The organism is Methylophilus sp. 14 (assembly GCF_015354345.1).
Classification (GTDB): domain Bacteria; phylum Pseudomonadota; class Gammaproteobacteria; order Burkholderiales; family Methylophilaceae; genus Methylophilus.
In genome coordinates, this window is the sequence record NZ_JADKYS010000001.1 from 453759 (window position 1) to 479153 (window position 25395).

Here is a 25395-nt window from a genome sequence, read left to right on the forward strand (position 1 = left end):
CATTTCCTTTGTATAAGTTAAAAATGATGTGGGCCTGCTTTTAAAGTAACCGAATGACGACTTTACCTTTGGCACGCCCCGCTTCCAGGTAAGTAAGCGCCTCCGGTGTTTGGTCAAATGAAAACACTTTATCGATAACTGGTTTGATATGTCCGTCATCTATTAGCTTGGCAATTTTTGAGAGTTGCTGGCCATCCGGGTGTACAAACATGAAGGCGTATTGAATGTTGCGTTTTTTGGCAAGACGGATGATTTTGCTGCTGATTAAACCAAAGACCCATTTCATCAAAAAATTCATGCCTCTGTTACGGGCAAATGCAGCGTCTGGTGGGCCGACTAATGAGACAACCTGGCCGTTTGGCTTCAGAATTTGCAGTGCTTTTTCGATACCGTCGCCACGCACTGTTCCCAACACGAAATCATAGTCACGTAAAAGATTTTCAAAAGCCTGGGTTTTATAATCAATCACTTCATCAGCACCCAGCTGTTTAACCAGCGCGATATTTTGGCTGCTGGTGGTAGTTGCCACTGTGGCGCCAAAGTATTTTGCGAGTTGAATCGCGAAAGTGCCTATCCCGCCAGAACCTGCCGGAATAAACACTTTTTGTCCACGCTTGATAGCCGATCCATGGTCTTGGAATGCTTGCCAAGAGGTGAGTCCCACCATCGGTATAGAAGCTGCTTGTACAAAATCTAATATCTTCGGCTTGTGGGCGGCAGCACTTTCAGGAACTGCAACGTATTCCGCAAGAGCACCTGAACCAGTATCAAAAACACTTGCATATACCGCGTCACCTGGCTTAAATCTTGTCACTTTTCCTCCAACCTCTACTACAGTGCCTGCGAGGTCGCTTCCCATGATTGCCGGAAGTTCAAACTTCAATATTGGCTTGAATGTTCCTTTAGGGATCATCGTATCAATCGGATTTAGACCGACTGCATGAACCTGAACAAGTACTTCGTCAGATTTGATTGTGGGCCGAGCGACGGCTGCAACTCGGATCTGATTTGACTTGCCATAACGTTCCAGGATGAATGCTTTCATTGAGGGTCCTTAAGTAATCGTTAAATGTTTAATATGATGACCGTCATATTTTTTAATAAAAAAATGAAAGTAACTGCTAAAGGCTAATTTTCTTTCGGGGCAAAATGTTTTAAGGCAGATTGTCTTAATGCAACAGACAATTCTTTATCATCTACAGCACGAGCTAACATCAGTGTACCCACCATCGATGAAACTATCATCATGGCGTCTTGGCGCGCATTAGCCGGGCTTTGCTCAGATAATTCCGCTTCAATCAAGGCAATCATTTCTTTAATTTTTTGCGTTGACGCGGCTCTTACCTCAGGAGCTTGCCTGTGCATTTCAGAACCAAGCGCTGCAAATGAACATCCCATTTCTATGTTAGCCGTATGCTCGTCAGACAAATAAACATTCATCAGCGTCCACAAACGTTGCTCTTTAGGTACGTTAGCGAACAATTGCTCAGTCACTGCTATCGTTTCGGCGCCTGCATGTCTAGCTGCCTCAGCCAGCATCTCATCTCTAGATGCAAAGTGTGCATAGAATCCGCCGTGTGTGAGCCCCGCCTCTTTCATAATATCCGCGACGCCTGTACCACTGTAACCACTTCTGCGAATTGCCTTGGCAGCAGTCTCTACGATACGTGTGTGCGTGATTTCTTTGCGATTGGGAGTTGCTTTTGCAGCGGATTTACTTTTCATGATGCTCATAATATATGATGGGCATCATATATTCAAGTGCAACATTAAAACAACTTTTTCGTAAGTAGGTCTTTAAGGTCTTTAAGGTCTTTGGGTAGCTCTCTGGTATGGTCTTTAAAGGATTCAATTAAATTGGCTTTTTTCTAAATTTGAGATTTACGTTAATGAACAGGTTAGGTTTTGCGCCTGAAAATAGCCCTGCTTAAGTGATTTGAGACTAAAAGATCAAAGATTAAACTTCGTGTTTAGTTGAATCTCAATTTATGTTGCAGATGACTTGAAATAGGCCTTTGCCAGACTGTTTTTAAGGTATTGATTTATATAGTTGTTGGATCTTGATTTAAATTGCAGACGACACCTAAAGTACGGGATTGCGTTGACGAAATTAAGATGAAGGTCTTGAACGTCAATGCTTAATCTGTAAAAGTGCAATGCAACTATCCGCATCTGTACTGGGATCTGTGCTTTTTTAGCATGTAACTGTACCCTAAAAATTCAGCGTTTCTGTGTCTGGTTTCCTTTCTTTGGCTGTCTTAGGATGATAGCCATCGTGATTTCGTATTCATATGCTGGCAAGTCTTCATGAAAGCCAGTCCACCGTTTGCAAGTCTGTAGGAATTATGTCGCAACCAAAAGCCTCCATTAAGCCATACCATCACCCAGCCGCCGGTTGGGGTGCATTGAAGCAGGTCGCTGCGCAGCTCGCGCTGCAAAAAATCCCCGTCAAGGGCATTATGACCTTGCTGGCACAAAACCAGCCAGATGGCTTTGATTGCCCAGGCTGTGCCTGGCCTGATAAAGAGCACACGTCTACGTTTGAGTTTTGTGAAAACGGTGTGAAGGCTGTGGCGGCAGAGGCGACAGCCAAGCGCGTGCCACCCGCATTTTTTGCCAAGCATACAGTGACTGAGCTCATGGGTTGGGGCGATTTTGAGTTGGAAAATGAAGGCCGTTTGACGCATCCGATGCGTTATAACGCTACCACCGACAAGTATGAAGAGGTGAGTTGGGAGGATGCTTTTGCGCTGATCGCCACGCACCTGAATGCGTTGGCCGACCCGAATGAAGCGATTTTTTATACCTCTGGCCGCGCGGCCAATGAGGCGGCTTTTTTGTATCAATTGTTTGTGCGCGAATTCGGCACCAATAACTTTCCCGATTGTTCCAACCTGTGTCATGAATCTACCAGCATGGCTTTGCCGCCAACCGTGGGCATAGGCAAGGGCTCTGTGACTTTGCATGACTTTGAGCATACTGACACCATCCTGATTTTTGGCCAGAATCCGGCCACCAACCATCCGCGCATGCTGGGTGAGTTGCGCGAAGCGGCTAAGCGTGGCGCGCGTATCGTGGCGATTAACCCGCTAAAAGAGCGCGGCCTGGAGCGCTTTGCTGACCCGCAAAGCCCGTTTGACATGCTGTCTTTCAAGGGTAGCAAAATCAGTGATTTCTTTATCCAGCCCAAACTGGGCGGTGACCTGGCACTGATTAAAGGCATGATCAAGTTCGTGATCCAGTGGGATGACGAAGCGATCAAGCATGGCACCGAGCGTGTGGTGGACCTGACGTTTATCGAACAACACACCAATAATTTTGCAGCGATTGCCGACGATGCACGCCAGGAAAGCTGGGCGGTGATTGAAGAAGAGTCCGGCGTCCCGTTAGCGCAGATTGAAGAAATTGCCCGTATTTATGCCACCGGTGACCGCGTGATTGCTACCTGGGGCATGGGTATTACCCAGCACAAGCATGGCGTCGCCACCATTAAAACGCTGGTGAACCTGATGTTATTACGCGGCAATATCGGCAAAGAGGGCGCAGGCCTGTGCCCGGTGCGCGGCCATAGCAATGTGCAGGGTAACCGCACCGTCGGCATTTATGAAAAGATGCCAGCCGAGTTTCTCGACAGCCTGGAACGCGTGTTTGATATAAAGGTGCCTAAAACGCCAGGGTATGATGCCGTAGGCGCCATCCAGGCCATGATAGACGGCAAGGGTAAAGTATTCTTTGGGCTGGGCGGTAATTTCTCGATTGCCACGCCGGATACCGACCGCACCTGGGAAGGCATGCGCAATTGTGATTTGACGGCGCATGTCACCACTAAACTGAACCGTAGCCACCTGGTGCATGGCAAAGAGGCCCTGATTCTGCCATGCCTGGGCCGCACCGAAATCGATACGCAGGAAACCGGCCCACAAGGGGTGACAGTCGAAGACTCCATGAGCATGGTGCATATCTCTTATGGCATGAACAAGCCTGCCTCGCCGCATCTGCTGTCTGAGCCAGCCATTGTGGCGCGGTTAGCACATGCCACGCTCCAGCACAGCAAAACGCCTTGGCTGGAATTCATCAAGGATTACAGCAAAATCCGTGATGCCATTGAGCAAACCATGCCGGTAGCATTCAAGGATTACAACGAGCGCATCAAGACGCCTGGTGGCTTCCGTATGCCGGTACCTTCCAGCGAGCGCGTGTGGAAAACCCCTTCTGGCAAGGCAGAGTTCACCGTGCAGGCGATTCCGCAAAACTCGCCTATCCATCAGGCGCGTGAGCAATATGGTGACCAGTTATTCGTGTTGATGACCACCCGTTCGCACGACCAGTACAACACTACTATTTATGGCATGGATGACCGCTACCGCGGTGTGTTTGGTCAGCGCCGTGTGGTATTTATGAACCCGCTGGATATTGCGCGCATGGGGCTGGTGGCCGGTGACTGGGTCAACCTGGTCAGTGTGTGGCAAGATGGAATTACCCGCCGTGCGGATAAGTTTCTGGTGGTGTCTTACGACATTCCGCAAGGTTGCCTGAGTGGCTATTATCCTGAAACCAATAACCTGGTGCCGCTGGAAAGTGTGGCGGATGACTCACGCACGCCAACCTCCAAGTCTATTCCGGTGATTCTGGAAAAAACCACTGCGCCAGAGGTTACCCATGCTGCTTGAGAATGACCTGACAGTCTTGCATGATGACGCTACGGTTGATGGCACTCTGGTGGAACAGGGCTTTATCGCCGACTATGTGCCGCTGGATAACAGTACTGTATTAATGCTGGGAATTTTGGAGTTGCTGCATGCCGAGCATGAGCAGGGCCGGGCTTTTGTGTCGCTGGCGGTGATTTGCAAGCGCCTGGGAATCCGCATGAGTACCTTGCAACGGTTGATGACGGCGTTGAGTGAGCAGGCGCTGGTGGAACTGTCTACGCAAAAAGAACGCCTGGTCGCGGCCTTGACGCAAAGTGGCGAAGAGGTTTCGCTGGCGTTGCAGGCGACCTAAATCTTGCACGGGCGCATCGCCGCCTGACGTATAATGCAGGCATCGCAACCCCGCTCACCGCCTGCTCACCATGAAGCTTTATGTCTCGTTTGCCGCCCGCATACGCGCAATGATCGACGAAGGCGTGTTGCGGCCAGGCGATCGGATTTTTTCGGTACGGCAGGCCAGCCAAAAATACGAACTCAGTATCAGCACCGTCTTGCGTGCTTACCTGTTACTGGAACAAGAAGGCGTCATCAGCAGCCATCCGCAATCCGGCTATTACGTCACCCCGCGCAGACGTTTACAACAGCGGCACGCTTCGCCGCTGGCTAAAGATGTCAACTTGTCTGAAATCGACGCCAGCAAGCTGGTGCTGACCACGCTTAAATCGATTCGCGAGTTTGGCACCGTACCTCTGGGATCGCCCTTTCCAGATCCGCAACTGTTCCCGCTGAAAAAAATCCATCAATATGAAAAAGCCCTGACCGGTGATGAGGGCGAGTGGGGCGTGCTGAGCGACTTGCCGCCTGGCAACGAAAGCCTGCGGCAGCAGATTGCACGCCGTTATCTCGCGCATGGCATGGATGCTTCGCCGGATGATATTGTGATTACGCATGGCGCCACGGAGGCCATCACCCTCTGCCTGCAGGCGGTGGCCAAGGCCGGGGATACCATTGCCCTGGAGTCGCCCGGCTATTACGCCCTAGCGCACACGGTAGAGCGCCTGGGCATGAAGGTGGCAGAAATCCGCACCGCCCCAGCCTCTGGCATAGACCTGGATGCCTTGCGCGCGGTGACGGATAACGTGCGTATTGCGGCCGTGCTGATTACGACTAACTGCCAGAATCCGCTGGGCTTTGTGATGCCTGCTGCGAAAAAGCAGGCGTTGGTGGCGTTTCTGGCCGAGCAGCATATTCCGCTGATTGAAGATGATGTCTACAGCGAGCTGTATTTCAGCGATGAAGCGCCGTTGCCAGCCAAGGCGTTTGACCGCGCGGGCATGGTGCTGCATTGTTCGTCTTTTTCCAAATCGCTGGCGCCGGGTTACCGCGTGGGCTGGACCAGCGCAGGCCGTTACCGCCAGGAGGTGGAGCGCCTGATGTTTCTCAATAGTCTGTCATTGACGTCGGCACCGCAAATTGCGATTGCCAAGTTTATGCAGCGCGACAGTTTCGAACAGCATCTCAAGCAGTTACGCCATACTTTGCGCTCAAATTATGTGTTGATGCGCAATGTGATTGAGCAAAGCTTCCCGGCCGGGACGCAGCTCTCTGAGCCCAGGGGCGGGTATGTGATCTGGGTCAAATTGCCGCCCGCTATTGATGCGCTGGAACTCTATCGTGCCGCGATTGGGAACGGGATTACGGTGGCTCCGGGGACCATTTTTTCGCGTAAAAAAGACCTGACCCATTATATTCGCCTCAATTTTAGCCACTTATGGACGCTGGCCATTGAGCAGGCTGTTCGCGATGTGGGCGCCCTGGCCTGCGAGATGCTGGCCGCAGGGCAGGCGTAGCTGACGTTGCGTTGCATGGATGGAATTCAATCGCAAGAGTCGGAGTGTTTGTGTCGGCATGATCTTGTATCGTTAGGCGTATCAAGAGGAGATCACAGGGCAGGCCATGACGACACGCAATCCTATGCAAACACTGCAACAAACACACATGCAGCACCCGACGATGCATGATCCGCGCTGGCAACAAGTGCTGGCACGCGATGTGCAGGCCGATGGCACGTTCTTTTATTCGGTGAAAACCACCGGCGTGTATTGTCGGCCATCGTGTGGGGCCAGACAGGCGCGCCCGGAAAACGTGGCGTTTCACACGAGCTGTGCTGCTGCCGAGGCCGCTGGTTTCCGGCCATGTAAGCGGTGCAAACCTGACCAATTGCCTCTGGCTGACACCGCCGCCAAAGTGGCCATGGCCTGCCGTTTGATTGAAACCGCCGAGACCAGCCCCAGTTTGGCGCAATTGGCTGACCATGTCGGCGTCAGCCATTTTCACTTTCACCGCCTGTTTAAATCCGTGACCGGTTTGACGCCTAAAGCCTATGCCTCTGCACACCGGGCACAGCGCATGCGCCAGCAACTTGGCACCCGCATGAAGATTAGCGATGCTATTTATGAAGCGGGGTATGGCTCGAGTAGCCGTTTTTATGAGAGCGCCATTCAAACACTGGGCATGCAGCCTGCGCAGTATGTGAACGGCGGTAAGCAGGCACAGATACGTTTCGCCCTGGCGCAGTGTTCGCTGGGCGCGGTGCTGGTTGCCAGTAGTGCCAAAGGCGTCTGCGCGATTGCGATTGGCGATGATCCGGAACCATTGCTGCATGATTTGCAGGACAGGTTCCCGGCTGCTGAGTTGATAGGCGGCGACGCTGATTTTGAGTCATTGGTGGCGATGGTGATCGCCTTTATAGAAGCGCCTAAACTCGGATTGAATTTGCCGTTGGACGTACAGGGCACTGTTTTTCAACAGCGGGTCTGGCAAGCGTTGCGGGAGATTCCCTGTGGGTCGACTGTGACCTATAGCGAACTTGCCAGCCGTATTGGCTTGCCCAAGGCAGTTCGGGCCGTCGCCAGTGCCTGTGCGGCCAATTCGCTGGCGGTGGCGATTCCTTGCCATCGGGTGATTCGCCAGGACGGCTCCCTGTCTGGCTATCGCTGGGGCGTGGCGCGTAAACAGGCCCTGCTGGCAAAAGAATCTACAGACTAAACACTCTTGGCGCAGCCGCCTATGTTTAAAACTGGTGATTCCACTGCGCCAGCCAGGTTTTGGTGGCGGCCTGATCCATGGGCCGGGCAAAATAATAGCCTTGCGCATAGCGGCAGCCTAGCTCACGCAAACCAATGGCGGCCAGGGTGTTTTCAACGCCTTCGGCAATGGTTTCCAGGCCCAGGCTTTCTGCCAGTTTGAGGGTGGAGGCCACCACTTTTCTCGACTTGGACGAGGTTTCCATGGTGGTGACAAATGATTTGTCTATTTTTAGCTCGGTAAACGGCAACTTGGCCAGTTGCGCCATAGAGGAGTAGCCGGTACCAAAGTCATCAATACTGAGCTTAAAGCCTTGTGCCCGTAGTTGCGACAGAATATGCTGCGCTTCATCGGGGTCGTGCATGGTGGCGGTTTCCGTCAACTCAAGAATGACTTTTTCCGGGGCCAGCTTGAAGCTTTTGCAGGCATTGACCAGGCTGTCTGCCAGCCTTTGGTTTTTAATACTTTTTGCCGAAATGTTCAGCGAAAACGACAGTGCCGTGCCGAGTGAGCGGATAAAGCTAAAGCCGGTTTCGATAACAATCTGCGTGAGTTGGTCAATTTGCCCGGTTTTCTCGGCAACGGGAATAAACAGCTCGGGCAACTTGATGCCCAGCACCGGGTGCTTCCAGCGCAACAGGCCTTCAAAACCAATGACTTTGCCACTGAATAGCTCGATTTGCGGTTGATAAAAGACGGTGAATTGATGGTTGTGGATAGCATCCGCGATCGTGTCGCTATCAACGATGAATGACTGTGTACTGGCATCGCTACTGGTGTGTGCATGCAGGTCAACCGAGACCTGGTCGTTGAGCAGGTTTCTGAGTATGTGCTGGTGAAACGGTTGGTAAAGAATGCCGCGGATATTCAGGTTATGCTCAATAGCGGCAAGCTGTACGGCGGGCAAGGTATCTGTGCCTATGCCGCTGCTTAATATAATGGACGACTGGCAGTCGAGCTGCGCCAGTGTTTTCAGCACCTCTATGCTATTAATGCCGGGCATGACAATATCAATGGCCAGGTGCGTCGGTTTCCAGGCCAGAAACGCGTCGATAAACAAGGTGGCGTCTGCCACTATCCTGATTTCGAATCCCAGGTGCCTGGCTTCGCTGGCAATCAGATTGGCCTCCTGAATATCATCATCCAGGATTAACAGCGTGCTTGTACGCATTGCGCAACCCTCCTTTTTGATCTATTTAAATACGGATGGATAGATCCCGGTTTGGTTCGATTGAGTCTTGCAGGCGCTTAATACACAGCGCCTTCTTCATGTCATGCATGGCATCGCAACCGCATCGGCGATGAGTGGGCATGAACATTAAAGAATTGATATTAATATAGTTTTTGTGACAGTGGTAATTCTTATCAACTTTTAAGGGCTGGTTTTAAGTGCTGCCCTGTGTGTGGCGGCTTAGGTGGCCGGTATTAATTTTGTGTCTGCCAGATAGGCTTGTACCAGCTCTTTAGGCATGGGCTTGGCAAAGTAATAGCCCTGGATGAGCTGGCAACCCATGGCCTGCAGAAAACGCACCTGGCTTTCAGTTTCGGCGCCTTCGGCCACACACTCCATATGCATGCCGTGGCACAGAGCCAGAATGGACCTGACGATGGTTTGGCTGGTGGTATTGGTTTCAATATCCTTGACAAAACTGCGGTCGATTTTCAGTTTGTCCAGTGGCAGGTTTTGTACGTGGCTCAGGCTGGAGTAACCGGTGCCAAAATCATCCAGCGCAACCTTGGCGCCAGCCTTGCGCAGCAGGCCGATATTGTCCCTGGCGGTTTCAAAGTTCTGCAATAAGGCGGTTTCGGTGATCTCAAACATAAAGCGGTCAGGCGCTAACTGGCTGGTGTGCATCATGCCGATCAGTGCTTTAATCACAGACTGGTTGGTCACATCGTAGGCCGATAAATTAAAGGACAGCCGCATGTTGTCTGGCCAGGTGGCCATTTCAATCATGGAGCGGCTAAACATCAGCTTGGTAATATCGGCAATCATACCCAGGCTTTCGGCCACCGGGATAAACATGGCCGGGGACACCGGTCCTATGGTCGGGCTCTGCCAGCGTGCCAGGCTTTCAAAGGCGCACACCTCGTTGGCATCCATATCAATAATCGGTTGAAATACCGGGTACAGCTCGGCGTGGATATCAGCCGTACGCAAGGCCTGGTCTATGCGGTTCAGGTGCATGCGCTCCTGTTCCAGTGTTTTGGAGTAAATCTCCAGATTGCCGCGGCCGGTGCGCTTGACGTGGTACAAGGCAAAGTCAGCATGCTCGTACAGGCTTTGCGCCGAGATATTGTCCTCGCAGATAATGCAGGCGCCGATAGAGGCTTTAACGGTAATCAGCAGGCCATCAATGCTGATTGGTTGTGAAATGGCCTGGTTGATATCATGCGCCACTTGCTTGAGCGACGCGTGCTCATCATCTGTGACCAAGTGAAACGCAAACTCATCGCCGCCCAGTCGGTAAAAGCGCACTTGTTCAGGCCGGACCTGGGCTAAGCGCTTGCCCACTTCAATCAATACCAGGTCGCCTATATGGTGGCCGTGCACATCATTGACCGGTTTAAAGTTATCCAGGTCTAAAATCCCCACCGCAAAACATTCGTCCGTTTGCCTGGCTAGCACTAATTGCTGCTCCACCTGGACAAAAAACTGTCGCCGGTTGGGCAGTTGTGTCAGCACATCCTGGTTAGCCAGGCGTTGATTATCTTTTAATAATGCCTGCGTTTCATAGGTGGCATTCACCCATTTATCGAACATGGAGGTACTGCCGCGCATGGTAATCAGCATGCCTACTTCAAACACCAGAATCAGCATGGTCATCAGGTGTGGATGTTCAAAATCCCCACGGTAAATACAGGCAATCGCGGATGAAATCATGAGCAGGTTATAGGCATACGCCGCCGGGCCCAGCTTGCTTAAAATAAAGGCAAAACAAAAACCGTAAAGTGTATTGTGGAAGATCAGGAAGTAGTGGCCGAAGGTGTCGGTGAGGGGGTAAAGATAAACGCTGCGCCAGAACGTGAAAAATCCGGCAAGAATAAAGACGATGGAAGCGATCTCCAATCGTTTGCGTATTTTATCGATGGAGGGGCGTTCGTCGCGGTGCCAAAACCAGTACAACAGCAGGCTGCAACCAATCAGCATCCGGAGCAATGGCGTCGCAATCGAGAGCGACCAATGCACCTGGCTATTCAAAACGATCATTTGAATGCTGAGTGCGCTGATCGCCGTGAAAATGGCGACGGGCACATCTTCAAGCAGGCTGTTATAGCGCGCTCGTAACACTTCATGGCTGGTCGTTTTAAAAAATGACATTGATTTTTTAGACTAATTATTGTCTTTTAGTGATGCAATATTAAGCATGCGTAGTGGCTTTCCATCTGGCAAACACAGCGCAATAAGCTTTCCAATTGTGGATTTGGGTTGACAGGAAAAACTGGCAGCCATTGGGTGCTTGGTGTTTTTGCTCAGCCCGAGTCCAGCCATGATTTTACTTTTATTCCAATATGTTTAAATGGTTTATTGCAGCCAATTTTTAAAAAAATGGTTGAAATAAGCCGACTGTATTTGCCGTATTTTAAATGCATTGACATTTTTTTAATTGAGAATCAATCCCTTATTGAATGGCGAGGTGATGGCATGCGTTTTGCAAATAATTAAACTATTCAAAGTAGGGTGGTGGAATATGAGCGAAACACTGGCTTGGTGCGGCATTGATTTAAAGTGGGCTTATACCGACGTTTTGCGTCGTATTGGTCGTCGCACGGCGTGTGTGCATCGTGCCAAAGATATTTTGCACGATGCGCTGGTGTTTTTTGCTGTCTCCAGCCATCCCGCACGTGAAGAGTCGCCGCAGGCTTATTTGAATGGCATCGTGAATCACTTGCTGGTGGACGAATTTCGTCATAGAACGCGGTTTGTGGATGAGGACCAGATTGACGAAGCTGCGCTGATTCTGGAATGCACGCCCGAGCAATTGTATGAAACGCGGCAAAAACTGCATCACTTGCAACGTGTGGTCGACTTGCTACCAGAAAAATGCCGCCAGGTATTCTGGCTCTACCATGTGGATGATATGAAGCAGCGCGAAATTGCCGCACAATTGAATATCAGCACCAATATGGTGGAAAAACACCTGATTCGTGCCATGCTGGATATCCGGGCATTTCAACAGGCGATTCATTAAGCCTGCCGCTTTATGTCTAAACCGCTCGCGCCAAAATCACCAACGTCCAGGTCATCAACGGCTAAGTCACTCACGCTGAGTGAGATGGCTGCGCGCTGGTATTTACGTATGCGTGAGCATGCTCACAACCAACGCTCCGCAGAGCATCATGCGTTTGAACAATGGCTGGCAGATGACCCTAGCCATGCCGCGGAGTATGACAGTTTTGCCCACGCCATGCGCCAGTTGGATTCAGCTGAAAGCCTGTCTACGCTGGCGGATGCTGCCGAGCAGCAAACGTTTTTGGCGAATGAGGCACGCCGCAAAGCCAAGCAACAGCGCCTGGCGCAGTTGATGGTCGTCTGCTTTATTTGTGTGGCTGGTTTTTTCTCGCATCAGCAATACCAGATCTGGCAAGCCGCACCAGTGATGCAACTGGCCGCGCAAAACCCGGTCGGCCAAATTGTCACTAAAACACTGGATGACGGCACCAAAGTCACCTTGAGTGCCAAAAGTGATATGGAAGTCACGTATTATCGCCACCAGCGCCATGTGCTGCTCAAAGAAGGTGAAGCCATTTTTGAAGTGACCAAAGATCCTGAGCGGCCATTTGTCGTAGAGACTGATACCGCAAAAGTCACCGTGTTGGGCACCCGCTTCGCCGTCAACCGCCTGGAGCAGGTCGTGCGCGTCAGTGTGGATCATGGGCGGGTAAAAGTAGAACCCAAACTTGAAAGTGCCGCTGCAAAAACCGAGAACCCGCTGGATGTTTCGCGGGAAATCACTAATGGACAAGTGGTCGAAGTCTATCCAAACCATGCCATGGTGCTGGTCAACCGCCCGGCCTCGGATGCCTTTGCCTTCCTCAATGGTCGGCTGGTGTTTGACCGCGCTGATACCAGTGAAATTGCCTATACCGTTTCCCGCTACCGCCTGAAACCCGTGCAATCACAAGGCAAGCAGGTGCGTAATATTTCTGCAGATATCAACATTCAGGATATCGACCAATTCTTGCGCGGCCTACCTAATATTGCCCCGGTGAGGTTGCAGGAAACCGCGCAATATACCCTGCTTGATAGCCAGAAGTAGTGGGGTGATCACGCGTGGTTCAAAAGCATTGGATGCATAAGTGATGAACTCCTCTATTGAATGGCATGGCATCAATTTGAGATGGGCGTACTGCGAGCTATTGCCTGCCATTTATAACGATATCCGTTGTCGTCACAAAGCTTACGATATCCTGCACGATGCACTGTTGAAATTTGCGATTTCGCCTTCCACCATCAATCTGGAAAAACCGCACGCTTACCTGCGGGTCATCGCCCATAACCTGGCCAACGAAGACCGTAAGTTCAATAAAAGACTGATTGCCTTTTCCAGCGATGAGTTTGATCTGACCGCCTTTCTGGAAGACCCAACCAGGGCAGCACCGTCACCCGAGGAACTTACCTCACTCAAGCAACGGCTGGAAGCCTTGCAACGCGTCATCAACCGTCTTCCTCCCAAATGCCGCGAGGCGTTCTGGCTATATCGAATCGATCAGCGCTCCCTTAAGGAAATTGCGGATCAGTTATCGATTAGCGTGAATATGGTGTCACGGCATATCACCCGTGCCATGCTGGATTTAACCAGGCTGCAAGACCAAGTGTTGTAGCCATGCCACTTAACCACACCGATAAGCTGCGTGAAGTCGCGATTGGCTGGTTTATCCGCATCAAAGATGCCGAAGCAGATGATCCTTTACGATCCAAATTCGAGCAGTGGTTAATGGCGAATACGGCCCATCAACAAGCCTACGCCGATGTTTCAAAGGTGTGGGCGTCTTTTGACTCCACCCGTGACCTCGAAAAGTTGGCCGATATCGCCGACCAGGATGCCTTTTTCCAACAGTCTGCCCGCTCTAAAAAAATCAAAAATGCCATCGCTGGCGCATTGGCCGCAGTGGCCATTGGTATGGCGGGTCTATTGGGTTTTCAGACCTGGCATGCTCAGCCAGTGATGCAAATGGTCGCGCAGGTTGAGACTGGAAAAATGCAGTCACAACGCCTGGAAGACGGCACCTTGATGACCATGAATACCGGAACAGACATTGAAGTCACCTACTACCGTGACCGTCGCCTGGTCACGCTCAAGCGCGGCGAGGCTATTTTTGAAGTCGCACGCGATGAAAGCAGGCCCTTTATCATCGACAGCGGCAAGGCCAAGATCACTGTGCTGGGCACCCGCTTTGCAGTCAATCGCTTGCAAAAACTGGTGCGTGTCAGCGTTGATCATGGCACCGTCAAGGTTGAGCCGCAGCATACAGATAGTGCGACCCCGCCAAGCGCATTGATCTTGCATGACGGCGAAGTCGCCGAAGTTAAACAAGAGGCGACCAAACCCATACGTTCGCATCAGCAGGCCGCTGATGCCTTCGCCTTCGAAAAAGGCATGGTCGTTTTTGAACAAGCCGATCTCGACGAAATCGCAGAAACACTGTCCAGATACCGCAAACTGCCCTTGGTCGCAGAAAAATCAGCCCCTCAACAGGTGCATATTTCTTCCATGCTCAAAACCAATGCCATTGAAACCTTTATCCACCAGATGCCGGAAATGGCACCGGTGCAGATTGTCCCCACCGCAACAGCCACCCTCATCAAAAGCAAACCTGTAAATAAATAATAAGATTCAAAAATCGACATCACAATATTGCCCGCCAAAACAGTCATTGCGGTAATAAGACGAATTCAGGGATGGGCAATGGCAAAGAGGACCACACATAAACACAGCTTTCTGGCATGGGCTGTGTTATCAACAGTCAGTTGCAGCGAAGCTGTTTTACAAGGTTTGCACGCTGCTGAACTCAACACACAAGTGCCCACAGCCACTGAAGGCGCCGGTTTCCCGGTGCAAATCAACTTGCCAGCGCAACCTTTAAATCAATCCATCAGGCAACTTGCCAACCAAACTGGCCTCAGTATTTCTTTTGATAGCGAACTGACCAAACACAAAACCGCACCAGCTGTAAAAGGCTTTCTATCGCCGCAAGAGGCTTTAAAGAAAGTGCTTCAGGGTAGTGGGTTGCAACTGAATATCAGTGGTGATTCTGCGGTTATCAAACCAGAGCCAGAGAAAAACGCTCAAGCCCTAAAACTGGATGCTGTTGAAGTCCGCGCCAAGCGTTTTTATGAAGTTGGCCCACTGCCTGGTTTGGGTTTAACCAAAGAGGAAATCCCCGGTAACGTGCAAAGTATCTCAGCCAAAGAGATTAAAGAAGCACATTCATTAAGCATTGCAGATTTAATGAACCGTAAGCTGCAATCAGTCACAGTGAATGATTACCAGGGCAACCCGTTTCAAATGGACGTGCAGTATCGTGGATTTACTGCTGGTCCGCAAATCGGCACGCCACAAGGTTTGAGCGTGTTTATTGATGGTATCCGGGTTAATGAACCATTTGGTGATGTCGTTAACTGGGACATGCTGCCGATGAATGCATTAGCAGGAGTGGACGTATTTCCTGGCTCTAACCCTATATTTGGTTTAAATACTTTAGGTGGTGCCTTCGCTCTTAAGACAAAAGATGGCTTTAATAATGCTGGGGTTGATGCGGATGTTCTTACGGGTTCATTCGGTCGTAAGCAACTACAACTTGAAGGTGGATGGAATAACGGCACCGTAGGCTTGTTTGCGGCTGGGAATTTCTTTATGGAGGATGGGTGGCGACAAAACTCACCAAGTAAAGTCAATCAATTGTTTACCAAAGCCAGTTTCCGAGGGGAAAAGCTGGATTTGAATCTAAGTGCTTTGTTAGTCGCTAATGATTTGACTGGGAATGGCTTATTACCATCCCAAATGTATGATCGGGATAGGAATAGTGTTTACACATCACCCGATACAACGAAAAATCGGCTGAATCAATTTCAATTATCAAGTAGTTATTTCGTTAATGATACCTTCACCATAACAGGCCAAATCTATCGTAGAAATAGCAAAAGACATCAGAAAGGTTCTGATGTGATGATGGATTATGAGCCTGATATTGTTAACCAACGAATAAGAGGAACCGGCGAACAGGCTACATGCCTATTTGCGGAGTCACAAACTACAAGTGGCGTCCCTGCATATTATGTAATTCCAGTACCTGCGGATGCATCTGGTTATGCGGATATCACTAGTACTTCTTTCTATCAAGAGATTAGTAACAACTATTCCGCAGATCCTGCTTTTCCTGATGGGAGATTTTATATTAATCCAGCCGCACCTATAGATCCGGCAGATCCTTCAGGCCCTAAATTTCAAGACTTAATGAATACAGGCCTACCTTCCGATTATGCGCAAAAAATTCGCGATATGATTGCTTTCAATAAGAATCCTTACGATAGCATTATTTATAACCGTGATTTGGCAAACCCAAACCCGGGAACGGGGCCTGCGTTGACCGACTCTTTCGGGAATCCGATTCTTGATGGTTCGGGCAATCCAATACCATCTTACAACGCTGGAGGCACTACTTTTCCATCGCGCTCTGGTGCGTCATTACTTGGCAGTAATATTTTCGATCAATCACTTCTTAACGATGATCTTTATTTTTATACGCCAGACCCTGCTAATCCTGGTGGTTACATTAAGAACTTTGTAGTGTTAGCGGCTGCAACCAATAATGATGCATGTTATGCAGATTTTTTAGCAACTGATGCTTACCGGAGTGCTGGGCTTGAAAAAACAATTGATGGAGCTGGAGATGGGGGAACCGGTGTTGTAAAAGGTGTACCTACAGCAGTTGTCATAAATAATCAAATTGATCAGGTAACAGACGGCTTTTCTCTGCAATTAAACTGGAATCTTGAAAAACACAAGTTTATGCTTGGTGCATCAATGGATGCTGCCAATGCTGAATACGATAATACAACTCAGCTAGGGTTTCTAACTGCGGATAGGGAGGCATATTTAGATCCTACACAAGCTCATCCACAATTTATTGGGGCTTATCAAGCTATCAATAATAATAATTTTAGTGGCACCAATACCACTAAAAGCATTTACTTCAGTGAAACCTGGACTCCTGTGGATAGTTTGCATTTCAGCGTTTCAGGTCGTTATAACCAAACACAAACTAAAAATAAAATTGCTGCCCGCTATGGTGCAAGCAATTATGATATAGCTGATTTAATCAGCTATCCTGATTCGATTAATGTCTGTAATGGAGACTGTTCTACTAATCCGCCCGCAGTGAATATCAACCCGAACCGAAGTTTTAATACGGTGAATAAGGCGGAAACAGAAAAATTTAGCTTTTACTCATTCAATCCCTCCGTTGGCGCGACTTGGCAAGCTTTTGAAAATTTAAATGTTTTCGCAAATTGGGCTCAAGGCACCCGAACCCCTAGCGTCATTGAACTAGGCTGTGCGATTGACAAAACACCCATTCAAACAAGTATCAAAGATACTGATGGAGATCTAATACCCGATACTCCTGTTTATACAGCCAAAAGTATTTATGAAAATAGACAGTGTAGTTTACCAACAACTCTTTCAGGCGATCCCTTTTTACCCCAAATTCGAGCAACTACCTATGATATTGGGATGCGCGGCACTTTGGGTGAGTTCGCACAGTGGAATATCGGTGCGTATCAAACTGATTTAAAAGACGATATTTATTTTGTTTCTTTTGGTAATGGCCGAGGCTTTTTTGACAGCATCGGAAATACTCGTCGGAGAGGTATAGAAGCTGGGCTTTCTGGGAAAGTTGGAAAGTGGCGAATGGGAATTAATTATGCGCTGACTGATGCCACATTTGAAGATAATTTTCGAATGATTAGTGTAGATAATAGTAGCTCGATTGATAAAGGTGATGGGCTAGGTTATGCAATCGATGTAAAACCAGGCAGCCGTATACCAGGGGTTTCCTTACATAATCTTAATGCCAACGTCAATTATGAAGTTACCGATAAGTGGACTGTGGGATTGTCTGCGGTTTTGCATTCTGACAGCTACGTCCGTGGCAATGAAAATAACGAGCATAAAGTCGGAGTCATCCAAGATAGAGGTTTGGGTGCCATAGGGAATGCCTTAAGAAGACCAACGAATAACCCGGGCACTGTTCCAGGCTACGCTGTGTTTAACTTCCAAACTAGTTACAAAATAAGTAAAGAATGGACAGCAACAATGTTGGTCAACAATATTTTCGATAGAGAGTATTTCACTGCTGGCCGCCTTGGGCGCAACCCTTTTTCTCCAAGCATCAATGGTGCGATTGGCCCAGATGGATATAACCATAATTCGAACGACTGGCTAAGCACAAACTTTATTGCGCCGGGTGCGCCACGAGGCGTCTGGTTTAGCTTGAATTGGCATTTTGTACCAGATTGATATTTGGGGTCAGAGTAAATGATATTTGGGGTGGATATTTGGGGTGGATATTTGGGGTGGATATTTGGGGTGGATATTTGGGGTGGATATTTGGGGTCAGGGATATTGGGGGTCAGGGATATTTGGGGTCAGGGATATTTGGGGTCAGGGATATTTGGGGTCAGGGATATTTGGGGTCAGGGATATTTGGGGTCAGAGTAAAAACGGGGAGTAATTCTTACTCTGACCCCAATGCATTATTTGAATGTAGGTTGATTTGTGTTGCAAAGTGTGGCATATTGCAACACATTATGAAAGCAATTCGCGTATCAGAAAGTTTGTATCAACTTGCCGATCAGGAAGCATCGGTCATGCATCGCTCTACTGCTGGTCAGCTTGAGTTTTGGGCAAGTATCGGTCGAAAAGCTGAAAAGTTATTGGATCCTTCAGTTGTGCAGGCCTTGTTGCATGCGCAGTTGGCCGATGATGCGGGCAGTAGTTCTCAAAAAAACAATCAAAAACTTGCCAGTTTGATTCAGCAGTCGCAAGCTGCTCCAGAAAGTGTCAGGTTTTTAGATGCCTCTTTAGTCAAGCAGTCTCTTGCAGATTTTTCTGGTTCTGATTTTTGAAGCAACTTGCTGCGCTCTCTTCAGCGTTACTCAATGACTGCCTCTCTGCAATTTCTGGCACAGATGCGATTGTCATCGGTGGTCAGGCACTCGCCTATTGGGCTGATTATTACAATTTGGACTGGCAAGGCGTTGAAGCGAGTGTGACAAAAGATCTGGATGTATTTGGCAACAGTACGCACCTCATTAATATGAGTAGGGTGTTGCATGTTTCACCTATCATTCAGAATCCTCGCTTTATCAGTGCGCTGGTGGGTACCATAGAAATCCCATTATCCGCAGAGTTGTTTACCAACATTGATGTGGTACATACCGTGGCCGGATTAAATCGGGATGACATTCGGCGCCATGCCGTCAATGTAGACATCGGTGGCTTCAACTGTCTGTTTATGCACCCGCTGCATGTATTGGAAAGTCGTCTTAAAAATATCGAAAAAATTCCTCAAAAGCGAGATCCGCAAGGTTACGCGCAAGCGGCCCTCGCAGTTCGGATGGTGCATGCTTATATCGCCCAGCGCGCGGCCTCAGCCGAGGAGAGCGCGGCGCTCAAGGCGATAGAAAAGGTCGTGTCTCTCGGTAAGGTCGCCGCTGGCAAACTGGTCGCCAAACAAGGAATCAATCTGATTGATGCAATCCCTTTCGAGCACATTCAAAATGTGCAATTTCATGCGATCAGAAAAAAACAGATTATTAACGAGTTAGCACACTTGGCTTAATTGCGCTTACTTGGTGGCTGCTGTGAAGTTGGCTATACCTTGTCAACAAGGCCTAATATAGTTTTTACTCTGACCCCACCAACAGCCCGGGACAATTAAATGTCTAATTCGGTCCGTGATCAAACAATGGTTGCACCACAAGCTTGACGCCCAGCGCCTGGCAAACCTTATTAATGGTGTCGAAACGAGGGGCGCTGCCAGCGCGTAAAGCCTTGTAGAGGGCTGTTCGGCCAATGTCAGTATCGTTGGCCACTTCTGTCATGCCTCGTGCACGTGCAATAGTGCCTAATGCGTCAGCAAGCAGGCTTGCATCATTTGCCTGAATGATCTCAGTGAGATACGCCGCAATAGCCACTTCATTAGTGAGATACGCGGCCGAGTCAAACTCAGCAAGATTTTCAATATTGATTTTCGCCATTTTTTACTCCGGTGAATAAGTCCATTTTATAAACTATCGGCCAGCCTTTTCGCCGCCTTGATATCTTAGGTTTGCGTGCGCTTTGTGCCGCCAGCCAGCAAGATGATGATATCGCTTTGGTGATGTGTGAAATACACGCGCCAGCCAGAGCCTACGTGAATCCGCAGCTCCAGCACACCATGCCCAACTCCGTCAGCATCACCCATAAGGCCGTGTCTTAAGCGATCAATACGTGCAGCAATAATCGCTTTGATGGACTCATCTTTCAAGCCATTCAGCCATTGTGTAAAAGTAGGGAGTGGAATGACTCTAGTCATTTTTATTGTATTCGTTCGAGTACAGATCGTCAATGTAAGATACTTTTAGTTTCATGCGCATTCCCTGCAAACATTCACCATCGAATATCATACGTCAAAAATGTAAAGTTAAGTTAATGACGTCAGGGTTTTGACGCGCTCACAGATGAGTCTTAGTACAGGAGAAAATCTGTGAATACATATAAGAAAATACATAGAAGAGGAATACACACTGCGCTAGCGGCTTTGAGCGTGATGGCAACGCAACCAGTGTGGGCGGAAGCATTGAATACCCAGCTGCCAAAGCAGCAAGAGGAGAGCTTTAGTGTGCCCGTGAATGTGGATATTCCAGCGCAGCCGTTGGCTAATTCATTGCATGACCTTGGCAAAGCCACAGGCATGAATATCTCATTCCCCAACGACATCGTTTCTGGCAAAACAGCCCCCGAAGTGCGCGGCCGTATGTCGCGCAAAGAAGCGTTGCAGCGCGTATTGGGTGAGAGTGGGCTGGTGCCTAAAGCTGAAGGCAATAACATCTTCATCCAAAAACCGCCCAAAGACGAAAAGAAAGATATTCAACTCGACAAAGTCGAAGTCCGCGCAAAACGTTTTTACGAAGTCGGGCCACTGCCTGGCTTGGGGCTCACCAAAGAAGAAATCCCCGGTAACGTCCAAAGTATCTCTGCCAAAGAGATTAAAGAAGCGCATTCGTTAAGCATTACAGATTTAATGAACCGCAAACTGCAATCAGTCACAGTGAATGATTACCAGGGCAACCCGTTTCAAATGGATGTGCAGTACCGTGGTTTCACGGCAGGCCCGCAGATTGGCACGCCACAAGGCTTGTCTGTATTTTTTGATGGCATTCGAGTGAACGAACCATTTGGAGATGTCGTGAACTGGGACATGATCCCGATGAATGCACTGGCAAGCGTAGATGTGTTTCCTGGCTCCAACCCAATTTTTGGTTTAGGTACTTTGGGCGGTGCATTTTCTGTCAAAACCAAGGATGGTTTTAATAATGCTGGCACAGACGCAACAGTTCTCACTGGTTCTTACGGTCGTAAATATCTGCAAGGTGAGGCGGGTTGGAATAACGGGACTGTTGCCTTATTTGGCGCAGGTAACTTTTTTCTTGAAGACGGTTGGAGAGATAACTCCCCAAGCAAGGTCAATCAGTTTTTTGGTAAAGCGAGTTACCGTGGCGATAAACTGGATTTGAACCTCAGCACGTTGCTAGTAGGCAATGATTTGACAGGTAACGGTGTTGTTCCGACCAATTTTTATGAGCAGGATCGTAGTAGCGTATTTACCAGTCCTGATGAAACTAAAAATCGACTTTCTCAATTTCAATTGTCTGGTAACTATTTCGTCAATGATACCTTCACCATCACTGGGCAAGTCTATCGTAGAAACAGCCGCCGTAATCAAAAGAATGCTGATGTTTACACAGGTTATGCGGGCCAAGCTCTAAGCCAGAATTTTTCCGATGGTCAACAATATACGTGTTTATACGATAGTGATGGGTTAGCGGCAGAATATGGTTTGCCAAATTATGTAGTAATCGACATTCCTAATCCTAACGACTTTTCAAGCAGCCCTTTTTTAAATGAATTATTTAATAACGGCGTTGTGGACTTTTCCTTGTTAGATGCAGATGCTTTTAATCAATCGCTTACAGGCACACCAGAAGCTGCCGCATTTTTAGCTCATGCACAACAGGTTGCTACATATTGGAAAAATCCAGCACCATATATCAGAGCAAACGTTGTTTTTGATGAAAATGGAGGGGAGGTGACCTCCTATTCGAATGGCGAAAGCTCATATATTCTTGATGGATCTACTTTTGGGGGCGGAGGTGGTTTTAATCTTGATGACGGTTTTGGAGCTGGATATGGGGTTCTCACCGCTTTGGGACAGTCGTTCTATTATGATTCTAGTGGGGGCAAGCATTTGGTTGCTTTCATTAATGCCCGAAATGGTACAGATTGCACAAATGGTTCATTGGGTAGCGCAACAGGTAAATACTATAACCCTCTTATAGGCCCCAGAGGGGTTCAAACAATAGACGGTATTTCCAATGGCGGTTCAGGCGTAGTAGAGGGAATCCCCACTGCCATTATCAATGATAACCGTATTAATCAAGTAGTTGATGGGGCATCTATCCAGTTCAACTGGAATTTGGAAAAGCACAAGTTCATGCTGGGCGCGTCTATTGATAATGCCTATGCTCAGTATAGTAATTCACAACAATTAGGATTTTTCGATAGCAAGCGTAACGGTACGATAGATGGTAACCGTGCTTTAGATGTGTTTACCGCGGCAGATTACCCTATCAGAAATAATGATTTTGATGGTAACTCTATCACTAAAAGTTTGTACTTAAGCGAAACATGGACGCCCATTGAAACTGTGCATGTGACTGGCGCTCTTCGGTATAACGAGACTCAAGTCAAGTCAACTTTGGCTGCACGTGATTTTGGTCAGTCAGAAATTACGCTGAGCAGGTATTTGAACGACCCAGCAAATTTTGCGTTATGCCAGAATGGGACTTGTCCGGGTACCGGATATGTGGATGCTCCGAATGCATTTTTGATGCTACCTGCTGAACATGAAAAGTTCAGCTACTACTCTCTCAATCCTTCGTTAGGCGCTACTTGGCAGGCCAAAGAAAATCTCAATTTATATGCAAATTGGGCTCAAGGTACCAGGACGCCCAGTGTAGTTGAGCTAGGTTGTGCGCTCGACAAAACGCCAACCAGAATCGGGGCTGACCAGAATGGGAATGATGTTTTCATGCCCAGAAGCGTTGCCTTGGGACGCTCTTGTCAATTACCTAGTGGTCTTTCAGGTGACCCATATTTGCCGCAAGTCAGGGCAGAAACATTTGATCTTGGGGCGCGGGGCCTGTGGGGCGATTCTCTTCAGTGGAATTTAGGTTACTACCGCACTGAACTCAAGAATGATATCTACATGGTCACTTATTTTGGTAATCAGAACTTTTTTGACAGCATCGGTAAAACACGTCGCCAAGGCATTGAGATGGGTCTTAAAGGGGAGTTAGGCAAGGCAAGATTTAGTCTTAACTATGCCTTAACTGACGCTAAATTTAGAAATAGCTTTGTCACAGGAGGGGATGCCAATAGCAGTGCAACTACACCAATTGTATTAGCGGGTAGTGGCGAAATTACTTCGGGTGAAATCACCGTAAAACCCGGGGATCGTATGCCTGGAGTACCTCTTCATAACTTAAATGCCAATTTTAGTTATGACATTACTCAAGATTGGACTGTTAATTTAGGGGCTGTTTTGCATTCTTGGTCTTATTTGCGTGGTAATGAAAATAATGAGCATGAATCTGGTGTGCCCAGACCTGTGGTTATGCCTATTTACGACTCAAATGGCAATTTTCAAAGATATGACACGGTTTATCGTCAACCTTCAACCAATCCTGGAAAACTCCCAGGATATACCGTATTTAATTTCTCAACCAGCTACAGGCTCAATAAAGAGTGGACGGCGACAATGCTGATAAACAATATTTTTGACAAAGAGTATTTCAGCGCCGGTCGCTTGGGAGTGAATCCATTTTCGCCAAGCATTAATGGTGCTATTGGCCCTGATGGTTATAACCATAACTCTGGTGATTGGTTAAGTACAAATTTTGTGGCACCAGGCGCTCCAAGAGGTGTTTGGTTTAGCTTGAACTGGCATTTTGTGCCGGATTAGCAATAAAAGGAGAAGTTCCTAATGAAAATTGGGATTGATTTATAAGGTGAGCAGGCTTTTTAAAAATCAGAATTACTTATATAGATAAGGTGCGGCAAATATGTTGTCGACGAAGCAACAGTCACTCTACTGGCAATCCAACGTATTAAACGTATTAGATGGGCATTTGTGACATGCCTTGCGTAAGAATTCAACTACAACCAGCTTAGAACTACGAGGAACTAACGATTGTGGTGAATTGGTGAGTGCGGGCAGCCACAAATGCCTGCTAATTCTATCTTCTTTACAAGGAGTTAAGCATGAAAAACATGACATTAAGGTTAGCAGTATTGGGAAGTGTTGCATATTCTGCATACGCATTAGCAGCGCCTGGATTCACAGCTCTGCCAACAACTACACCTTTTACACACCCAACTGTATCAGGTGCGACGACCGCTTTTGTTGCATGCAACAATACTGGTGATTTTGGTTCAGGAGTAAGTACTAAGAGTCCAACAACCTCCCCTGCGAATGAATGCTTCTTGACTCCTAATCCTGCAAATGATTTGGCTTCACCTGTTACAGGTTACACATTAGTCACTTCAGCTAGTAGACCTGTCACCCTGAATAATGTGTACTCGGGCAATACTAACAAGAGTATTGGAACGGTGTTGGATGTCGTCTGGCGTAAACCAGCAGCTACAGCGCCAGTCACAGCTACTCCAATGTGCATTTATGGCACAAAATTTACTGCCACATCTACTGATTACAACACCACAGCAGCAGGCAATCAGTACTTTGAAGCAAACGGTGTTGCAAGAGGTGGCTTCGTTGATGTGAGTACACCTGCTAGTCCTGTCTCAAGGAATGTCGAAGTTGCCTATGCCAGAATGACTGGTACATCCGAAGTGTTGTTTCGTGCTGGTCGGGCCTATACATCTGTTCAACATCGTGTGGGAGACCAAGATATTCCGCAAACTGGGTTAGGTAGTTTTCCTTCAATTAACGGATCCAACTCGTGGTCCAGTAATGCAACTGCTACACAACAGAAAGCAGATTTGCACGATAACTGGGTAGAGTTAGCAACAGATATCAATGCACGCGACGATGATGGGTCAAGTACCGCGTCTTCTGCGATGTTCTATATCCGAACATCTTGTAGTACTTCAGCGCCTGTGGCCGTTGCTGATGCAATTCGCTTACGCCAGACTTTTCAAGAGCAAAGTACTGATCCTTCCACAGGGGTTGGCGTCGATCAAAATTTCATAGAGGTCACTGTAACTGGTTTTGTGCCTCCAGGTGGGGCAGCTACTCCAGCACACACTCAACCATATTAATCAGATTAATTGAGTTAATCTCTAGGCAGGGCAAAGTATTTTGCCTTGCCTAT

Annotated in this window: 20 protein-coding genes; 14 read left to right on the forward strand and 6 right to left on the reverse strand. The window is 48.3% G+C overall.

Annotation, left to right across the window (positions count from 1 at the left end; all coding sequences use genetic code 11):
* Window positions 1-40 precede the first annotated feature (40 nt).
* Together INP78_RS02300 and INP78_RS02305 are read right to left on the reverse strand one after the other, a co-directional pair.
* Complete coding sequence (locus INP78_RS02300; protein WP_194740584.1) at window positions 41-1045, reverse strand: NADP-dependent oxidoreductase; 1005 nt, start codon at window positions 1043-1045, stop codon at window positions 41-43.
* 83 nt (window positions 1046-1128) lie between these two features.
* A complete protein-coding gene (locus INP78_RS02305) occupies window positions 1129-1725 on the reverse strand; it encodes a TetR/AcrR family transcriptional regulator (RefSeq protein WP_228522599.1) in 597 nt (198 codons plus the stop codon).
* Between the two features lie 620 nt (window positions 1726-2345).
* On the opposite strand from INP78_RS02305, the gene INP78_RS02310 reads away from it, so the two are divergent.
* The 4 genes from INP78_RS02310 (at window position 2346) to ada (ending at window position 7697) form a co-directional block, all read left to right on the forward strand.
* Window positions 2346-4670 carry an FdhF/YdeP family oxidoreductase gene (locus INP78_RS02310; protein ID WP_194740586.1) on the forward strand — a complete coding sequence of 775 codons (2325 nt, stop codon included), beginning with the start codon at window positions 2346-2348 and terminating at the stop codon, window positions 4668-4670.
* A complete protein-coding gene (locus INP78_RS02315; protein ID WP_228522600.1) occupies window positions 4660-5001 on the forward strand; it encodes a hypothetical protein in 342 nt (113 codons plus the stop codon). Before INP78_RS02310 ends, INP78_RS02315 begins: the two co-directional genes overlap by 11 nt.
* 70 nt (window positions 5002-5071) lie before the next feature.
* Complete coding sequence (locus tag INP78_RS02320; RefSeq protein ID WP_194740587.1) at window positions 5072-6499, forward strand: PLP-dependent aminotransferase family protein; 1428 nt, start codon at window positions 5072-5074, stop codon at window positions 6497-6499.
* Window positions 6500-6623: 124 nt separating this feature from the next.
* Window positions 6624-7697 carry a bifunctional DNA-binding transcriptional regulator/O6-methylguanine-DNA methyltransferase Ada gene (ada, locus tag INP78_RS02325; RefSeq protein ID WP_194741095.1) on the forward strand — a complete coding sequence of 358 codons (1074 nt, stop codon included), beginning with the start codon at window positions 6624-6626 and terminating at the stop codon, window positions 7695-7697.
* A 25-nt stretch (window positions 7698-7722) separates the two neighbouring features.
* On the opposite strand, the gene INP78_RS02330 is transcribed toward ada, so the two are convergent.
* Together INP78_RS02330 and INP78_RS02335 are read right to left on the reverse strand one after the other, a co-directional pair.
* Complete coding sequence (locus INP78_RS02330; RefSeq protein WP_194740588.1) at window positions 7723-8907, reverse strand: EAL domain-containing protein; 1185 nt, start codon at window positions 8905-8907, stop codon at window positions 7723-7725.
* A gap of 240 nt (window positions 8908-9147) precedes the next feature.
* Entirely contained in the window at window positions 9148-11058 is a 1911-nt protein-coding gene (locus INP78_RS02335) for a bifunctional diguanylate cyclase/phosphodiesterase (RefSeq protein WP_194740589.1), read from the reverse strand.
* 108 nt (window positions 11059-11166) lie between these two features.
* On the opposite strand from INP78_RS02335, the gene INP78_RS02340 reads away from it, so the two are divergent.
* The 8 genes from INP78_RS02340 (at window position 11167) to INP78_RS02375 (ending at window position 19583) form a co-directional block, all read left to right on the forward strand.
* A complete protein-coding gene (locus tag INP78_RS02340) occupies window positions 11167-11403 on the forward strand; it encodes a hypothetical protein (protein ID WP_194740590.1) in 237 nt (78 codons plus the stop codon).
* 25 nt (window positions 11404-11428) lie between these two features.
* Window positions 11429-11929 (forward strand): RNA polymerase sigma factor, encoded by a 501-nt coding sequence (locus INP78_RS02345; RefSeq protein WP_194740591.1) that lies wholly within the window; start codon window positions 11429-11431, stop codon window positions 11927-11929.
* Between the two features lie 12 nt (window positions 11930-11941).
* The gene (locus INP78_RS02350) at window positions 11942-12997 is read left to right on the forward strand and encodes a FecR domain-containing protein (protein WP_228522601.1); all 1056 of its coding nucleotides are present in this window, start codon (window positions 11942-11944) and stop codon (window positions 12995-12997) included.
* A gap of 43 nt (window positions 12998-13040) precedes the next feature.
* Window positions 13041-13562, forward strand: coding sequence for an RNA polymerase sigma factor (locus INP78_RS02355; protein WP_228522602.1), 522 nt, complete (start codon window positions 13041-13043; stop codon window positions 13560-13562).
* A 2-nt stretch (window positions 13563-13564) separates the two neighbouring features.
* Complete coding sequence (locus INP78_RS02360) at window positions 13565-14569, forward strand: FecR domain-containing protein (protein ID WP_194740592.1); 1005 nt, start codon at window positions 13565-13567, stop codon at window positions 14567-14569.
* A gap of 78 nt (window positions 14570-14647) precedes the next feature.
* Window positions 14648-18259 carry a TonB-dependent receptor gene (locus INP78_RS02365; RefSeq protein ID WP_194740593.1) on the forward strand — a complete coding sequence of 1204 codons (3612 nt, stop codon included), beginning with the start codon at window positions 14648-14650 and terminating at the stop codon, window positions 18257-18259.
* A 290-nt stretch (window positions 18260-18549) separates the two neighbouring features.
* The gene (locus tag INP78_RS02370) at window positions 18550-18867 is read left to right on the forward strand and encodes a hypothetical protein (protein WP_194740594.1); all 318 of its coding nucleotides are present in this window, start codon (window positions 18550-18552) and stop codon (window positions 18865-18867) included.
* Window positions 18864-19583, forward strand: a complete 720-nt coding sequence (locus tag INP78_RS02375; RefSeq protein ID WP_194740595.1) for a hypothetical protein — start codon at window positions 18864-18866, stop codon at window positions 19581-19583. Before INP78_RS02370 ends, INP78_RS02375 begins: the two co-directional genes overlap by 4 nt.
* 103 nt (window positions 19584-19686) lie before the next feature.
* Here the strand turns inward: INP78_RS02375 and INP78_RS02380 are convergent, their stop codons facing one another.
* Window positions 19687-20001: an addiction module antidote protein gene (locus INP78_RS02380; protein ID WP_194740596.1), complete on the reverse strand. Its 315-nt coding sequence runs from the start codon at window positions 19999-20001 to the stop codon at window positions 19687-19689.
* A gap of 65 nt (window positions 20002-20066) precedes the next feature.
* Window positions 20067-20318: a type II toxin-antitoxin system RelE/ParE family toxin gene (locus INP78_RS02385; RefSeq protein WP_194740597.1), complete on the reverse strand. Its 252-nt coding sequence runs from the start codon at window positions 20316-20318 to the stop codon at window positions 20067-20069.
* Window positions 20319-20489: 171 nt separating this feature from the next.
* On the opposite strand from INP78_RS02385, the gene INP78_RS02390 reads away from it, so the two are divergent.
* Together INP78_RS02390 and INP78_RS02395 are read left to right on the forward strand one after the other, a co-directional pair.
* A complete protein-coding gene (locus INP78_RS02390) occupies window positions 20490-24026 on the forward strand; it encodes a TonB-dependent receptor (RefSeq protein WP_368667958.1) in 3537 nt (1178 codons plus the stop codon).
* A 299-nt stretch (window positions 24027-24325) separates the two neighbouring features.
* Window positions 24326-25342, forward strand: coding sequence for a hypothetical protein (locus tag INP78_RS02395; protein ID WP_194740598.1), 1017 nt, complete (start codon window positions 24326-24328; stop codon window positions 25340-25342).
* The last annotated feature ends 53 nt before the right edge of the window (window positions 25343-25395 follow it).

Bases quoted from the DNA above. Each gene is read 5' to 3' on its own strand.
- INP78_RS02300 (WP_194740584.1), bottom strand. From the start codon at position 1,045: ATGAAAGCATTCATCCTGGAACGTTATGGCAAGTCAAATCAGATCCGA.
- INP78_RS02305 (WP_228522599.1), bottom strand. From the start codon at position 1,725: ATGAAAAGTAAATCCGCTGCAAAAGCAACTCCCAATCGCAAAGAAATC.
- INP78_RS02310 (WP_194740586.1), top strand. From the start codon at position 2,346: ATGTCGCAACCAAAAGCCTCCATTAAGCCATACCATCACCCAGCCGCC.
- INP78_RS02315 (WP_228522600.1), top strand. From the start codon at position 4,660: ATGCTGCTTGAGAATGACCTGACAGTCTTGCATGATGACGCTACGGTT.
- INP78_RS02320 (WP_194740587.1), top strand. From the start codon at position 5,072: ATGAAGCTTTATGTCTCGTTTGCCGCCCGCATACGCGCAATGATCGAC.
- ada (WP_194741095.1), top strand. From the start codon at position 6,624: ATGCAAACACTGCAACAAACACACATGCAGCACCCGACGATGCATGAT.
- INP78_RS02330 (WP_194740588.1), bottom strand. From the start codon at position 8,907: ATGCGTACAAGCACGCTGTTAATCCTGGATGATGATATTCAGGAGGCC.
- INP78_RS02335 (WP_194740589.1), bottom strand. From the start codon at position 11,058: ATGTCATTTTTTAAAACGACCAGCCATGAAGTGTTACGAGCGCGCTAT.
- INP78_RS02345 (WP_194740591.1), top strand. From the start codon at position 11,429: ATGAGCGAAACACTGGCTTGGTGCGGCATTGATTTAAAGTGGGCTTAT.
- INP78_RS02350 (WP_228522601.1), top strand. From the start codon at position 11,942: ATGTCTAAACCGCTCGCGCCAAAATCACCAACGTCCAGGTCATCAACG.
- INP78_RS02355 (WP_228522602.1), top strand. From the start codon at position 13,041: ATGAACTCCTCTATTGAATGGCATGGCATCAATTTGAGATGGGCGTAC.
- INP78_RS02360 (WP_194740592.1), top strand. From the start codon at position 13,565: ATGCCACTTAACCACACCGATAAGCTGCGTGAAGTCGCGATTGGCTGG.
- INP78_RS02365 (WP_194740593.1), top strand. From the start codon at position 14,648: ATGGCAAAGAGGACCACACATAAACACAGCTTTCTGGCATGGGCTGTG.
- INP78_RS02370 (WP_194740594.1), top strand. From the start codon at position 18,550: ATGAAAGCAATTCGCGTATCAGAAAGTTTGTATCAACTTGCCGATCAG.
- INP78_RS02380 (WP_194740596.1), bottom strand. From the start codon at position 20,001: ATGGCGAAAATCAATATTGAAAATCTTGCTGAGTTTGACTCGGCCGCG.
- INP78_RS02385 (WP_194740597.1), bottom strand. From the start codon at position 20,318: ATGACTAGAGTCATTCCACTCCCTACTTTTACACAATGGCTGAATGGC.
- INP78_RS02395 (WP_194740598.1), top strand. From the start codon at position 24,326: ATGAAAAACATGACATTAAGGTTAGCAGTATTGGGAAGTGTTGCATAT.